This is a genomic window from Aeromicrobium sp., assembly GCF_049587115.1.
Lineage (GTDB): Bacteria > Actinomycetota > Actinomycetes > Propionibacteriales > Nocardioidaceae > Aeromicrobium.
The window spans coordinates 1-4690 of record NZ_JBAVDI010000012.1; the positions used below are offsets into that span (position 1 = coordinate 1).

Annotated in this window: 4 protein-coding genes and 1 tRNA gene; 3 read left to right on the forward strand and 2 right to left on the reverse strand. The window is 65.3% G+C overall.

Going from position 1 to position 4690, the window contains the following annotated elements; genetic code table 11:
- A partial coding sequence (locus WB461_RS01145; protein ID WP_423850892.1) for a Na+/H+ antiporter NhaA occupies positions 1-169 on the reverse strand: 169 nt, incomplete at its 3' end.
- Positions 170-489: 320 nt separating this feature from the next.
- Between WB461_RS01145 and WB461_RS01150 the strand changes: the two genes are divergently transcribed.
- Positions 490-1890 carry an NAD(P)-binding protein gene (locus WB461_RS01150; RefSeq protein ID WP_423850889.1) on the forward strand — a complete coding sequence of 467 codons (1401 nt, stop codon included), beginning with the start codon at positions 490-492 and terminating at the stop codon, positions 1888-1890.
- 117 nt (positions 1891-2007) lie between these two features.
- Here WB461_RS01150 and WB461_RS01155 read toward each other — a convergent pair.
- Positions 2008-2080, reverse strand: a tRNA-Arg gene (locus WB461_RS01155).
- A 352-nt stretch (positions 2081-2432) separates the two neighbouring features.
- Here WB461_RS01155 and WB461_RS01160 point away from each other — a divergent pair.
- Both WB461_RS01160 and WB461_RS01165 read left to right on the forward strand, forming a co-directional pair.
- Positions 2433-4253 (forward strand): phosphoenolpyruvate carboxykinase (GTP), encoded by a 1821-nt coding sequence (locus WB461_RS01160; protein WP_423850890.1) that lies wholly within the window; start codon positions 2433-2435, stop codon positions 4251-4253.
- A 186-nt stretch (positions 4254-4439) separates the two neighbouring features.
- Positions 4440-4690 (forward strand): hypothetical protein (locus WB461_RS01165; RefSeq protein ID WP_423850891.1); only part of this gene is annotated, 251 nt, incomplete at its 3' end.

The window sequence follows — 4690 nt, forward strand, 5'->3', positions numbered from 1 at the left end:
AGTCGTAGTCGTCCCGCCACGCCGAATTCGCCCAGACGACCGCGATGACGGAGGCGATCAGCAGCAGGACGCCGCCGACGGTCTCGCGCCGCAGAATCTCGGCAATGCGCTTGGTCTCCGCCCAGGACCCGCGGGGCAGAAGTGGTGATCGCTGAGAATTGTTGCTCACGATGGCGCTCTCGGGGTCGACGACAAGATTGCCGACCAGACTTCCCGGCGCACCTGCAGCCAGACTACTGCCAGGTGACCCATGCGGCGACGTCGCTCCGCATGGTTGCGCCTAATGGAAGGCCTGACGCTGTACGAGGCCGACGGGCGCCCCGTGATGGTCGGGCCACCCACCGATTGTCGGCTCGAGGTCGTTCTGCTGATTCGGGCTACCGAAGGTCACCCGGGACACGGTCCTGACGGGCCGGCTGTCCTTTTTGAATGCACCTCTTGGCGCGCTCGTCGCGTGTAACGTGAATGACCCGCCGTTGCAGGAGTGCTATGTACATCGACACCGATTACCTGATCGTGGGCGCGGGAGCCAGCGGACTGGCCTTCGCCGATTCGCTCCTGGCAGAAACCGACGTTGATGTCGTGCTGGTGGACCGGCGCAATCACCCCGGCGGACACTGGCAGGACGCCTACCCGTTCATCCGGCTCCACGCAGCCTCGGCGTACTACGGCGTCAACTCTTTGTCGCTGGGCAAGGACCAGCTGACCGAGACCGGCCGAAACGCCGGGTTCTACGAGCAGGCCGGCGCAGCCGAGATCTGCGCCTACTTCGAGACCGTCTGCGAGAGACTCACGTCGACCGGGCGGGTCAAATTTCTGGCGGAGCACGACCATCTCGGTGGTGACGGCGACGAGCACCAGGTCCGCGACCTCCGTAGCGGTGACCTTGACACGGTTCGCGTGCGTCGCAGCGTGGTGGACGCAAGATATTTGGAGGGAACTATCCCTGCGACCCACCAGCCTGCCTTCACGAGGGCACCCGAGGCGAACTTCATCCCGGTCAACGATCTGCCAGACGTCGCAGACTCGTACCAACACTTCACCATCATCGGGGCCGGAAAGACGAGTGCCGATGCCTGCCTGTGGCTGCTCGACCAAGCCGTCTCCCCCGAGCAGATCCGATGGATCCGCCCACGTGACGCGTGGTTCATCGATCGTGCGTCCTTGCAGCCGCTCGACCAGGTGGCTGCGCTGATGGAGGGCATTTCGTACGACGCCGAGGCGGCTGCGCAGGCCACTGATCTCATCGACTGCTTTGAGCGGCTCGAAGACCGCGGCCGAGTCATGCGGCTCGACCCGAGCGTGTCGCCCACCATGTTCCGGGCGACGATGCTCAGCAGGCACGAGCTCAACGACCTTCGAGAGATCCTCGATGTCGTCCGACTCGGACGAGTGCGGGCCATCGAGTCGGATCGGATCGTGTTTGACGACGGCGAGCTGCCGACCAGCGCCGACGTGCTTCACGTGGATTGTTCAGCCAGAGGTCTCAGCGGCGCGGTACCTGTTCCCGTCTTCGGCCACGGCCAGATCGTGCTCCAGCAGGTGCGGCAATCGTCTCCCACCTTCAATGCGGCACTCATCGCCTTCGTCGAGGCGCATCGTGAGCACCACGACGAGAAGAACCAGCTTTGTCCGCCCACCCCTGTTCCCAGCCACATCAAAGAATGGGGACCGCTGATGAGTCGCACGTGGGCTGCCGAGCAGATCTGGCTGAAAGAGCCCGACATCGTCTCGTGGATCGCGGCCAGTCGGCTCAACATCCTGCGCGCTCTTCCCGAGCACGCACACGAACCGCGGGCTCAGCAGGCCTTCGCCAGATTCCTGACCAACGTCGGGCCGGCCATCGAACGTCACAGCCCAGCTGCCGGGGCTCGGCCACCGGGCTGGTGATCGAGACCGGCGCAGTCGCGTTGCCTCATAGTCGCTCAGCCAACCCGAAAGCCCCCGACGTTGCTGCACCGTCGGGGGCTTCCGCTGATCGTCCCAGTCCTTGACTGGATCATTTTGCGCGCCCGAAGGGATTCGAACCCCTAACCTTCTGATCCGTAGTCAGATGCTCTATCCGTTGAGCTACGGGCGCACGCCCCGGAGGGCCTCGTCGATCCTACCGTGACCATGTGTCCAGCGAAAATCCGGCCACGTCGCGCGCGTTGACGCCTCGCAGCTCACGCCAGATCTCGCCGGTGGATTCACCGCCCCGCGCTCGACGCACCCTGCCTTGACGCCAGCGGCAGCCCTCTTTCGTGGACGCACGTGTGACCATGTTCACCCGCTGTGGTCTGCCCATCACCGTCCGATCCGCGTAAAGTCGGCGAAATCGCCATCGCCCGTCGGTGCCGATTCATCACACATCAGCTGCCCGCGGCGACCACGCCCGGGAGTGCGAGTCAATGCGCTTGATTCGCGATGCGCGAGAAGGAAAACGCTTACCTATGTCTGCAGACACCATCAGCACCACCTACCGCACCTCCCACGCCAAGCTCCAGGCCTGGGTCGACGAAGTAGCCGACCTGACGAAGCCCGATGACATCTACTGGTGCGAGGGAACCCCCGATGAGTGGGTCCGCATCACCGATTCGCTTGTCGCCAGCGGCACCTTCGTGCGGCTCGACGAGAGCAAGAAGCCCAACTCCTTCTGGTGCGCATCCGATCCGACCGACGTTGCTCGTGTCGAGGACCGCACCTACATCTGCAGTGTCGACGAGGCCGACTGCGGCCCGACGAACAACTGGATGGAACCGGCCGACATGAAGGCCCTCATGACGGACCTCTACGACGGCTGCATGCGCGGTCGCACGATGTATGTCATCCCGTTCGTCATGGGACCGCTGGAGTCCGACAGCCCGATGTTCGGCGTCGAGATCACCGACTCGCCCTACGTCGTCAGCTCGATGACCGTGATGGCCCGCGTCGGTCGGACGATCCTCGACAAGATCGAGGCGGACACGGCCGACTACGTCCCAGCCCTGCACTCGATCGGCGCGCCGCTCGAGGCCGGTCAGGATGACGTCCCGTGGCCCTGCAGCGACACCAAGTACATCGTGCAGTTCCCCGAGGAGCGGATGATCTGGTCGTTCGGCTCCGGCTACGGCGGCAACGCCCTGCTGGGCAAGAAGTGCTATTCACTGCGCATCGCCTCGGTCATGGGCCGCGACGAGGGCTGGATGGCCGAGCACATGCTGATCCTCAAGCTCACCAACCCCGAGGGCGTCGTGAAGTACGTCGCCGCGGCGTTCCCGAGCGCATGCGGCAAGACCAACCTCGCGATGGTCGACCCGACGATCCCTGGCTGGAAGGCCGAGACGATCGGCGACGACATCGCCTGGATCAGGGTCGGTGCTGATGGCCGTCTCTACGCCGTCAACCCGGAGTTCGGCCTGTTCGGCGTCGCGCCGGGCACCGGCTGGGCGACCAACGCCAACGCCATGCGCACCATCGCGAAGGGCAACTCGGTCTTCACCAACGTTGCGCTGACCGACGACGGCGACGTGTGGTGGGAGGGCATGACGGAGGACGAGCCGGCTCACCTGACCGACTGGAAGGGCAACGACTGGACGCCGGACAGCGGTGTCGTCTCCAGCCACCCGAACAGCCGCTTCTGCACCCCGATCAAGCAGTGCCCGGTCATCGCGCCCGAGTACGACGATCCCAACGGAGTTCCGCTCGACGCGATCCTGTTCGTCGGCCGCCGCAAGACCACCATCCCGCTGGTGACCGAGGCCCGCGACTGGAACCACGGCACCTTCATGGGCGCGACGCTCTCTTCGGAGACGACCGCTGCCGCCACCGGCGAGGTCGGCGTCGTGCGTCGCGACCCGATGGCGATGCTGCCGTTCATCGGCTACGACGCCGGTGACTACTTCAGCCACTGGATCAACATGGCCAAGAACAATGACGAGTCGAAGTTCCCCAAGATCTTCTACGTCAACTGGTTCCGTCGTGACGAGGACGGCGGATTCCTGTGGCCCGGTTTCGCTGAGAACAGCCGCATCCTCAAGTACGTTCTCGACCGCGTCGAGGGCAATGTCGAGGCCAACGAGACGCCGATCGGGCTGGTTCCCTCGCCGGGCGCCATCGACACCGACGGCTTGAACATCAGCGAGGATCAGCTGGCTGCGGCCCTGCGAGTCGACACCGACGAGTGGAAGTCCGAGATCCCGCAGATCAACGAGTGGTTCGAGAAGTTCGGCGACAAGCTGCAGACCGTGCTCTGGACCGAGCTCGACGGCCTGAAGGCTCGCCTCGACGCCTGATCGACCGTCACCCGCAGCGCCCCGAGATGTCGGTGCTTCTGGACTGTTCCCTGTGAGGAACAGACCCGGAAGTGCCGGCATCTTGTCGTTGGCAGCCGGAGCGATCGTCCAGGCCCGGCATGCCGGCAGCCCGGCACTGCTCGACACCTCCACAGCACCCGTCCCACGCCCCACTAGAGTCGAGCCGTGATCGTCCTTGCGCTGCTGGTGCTTCTGGCCGGCCTGGCGACCGGCATCGTCGCCCGCAGGAGCGCCGGGGCCCGGCCGCCCCTGGCGGCGCACTTTCCGGGGCAGCCGAGCTGGGTCGGGACCACACCGCCGATGCGCCTGCGAGTGTGGGCCGCGGCCGCCCTCGCGCTGACCATCGGAACGGTCGGAGCCCTGCTCGTCATCCCGATCGCCGGGCTGGTCGTCGCAATCTTCGCCCTCACCGTGCT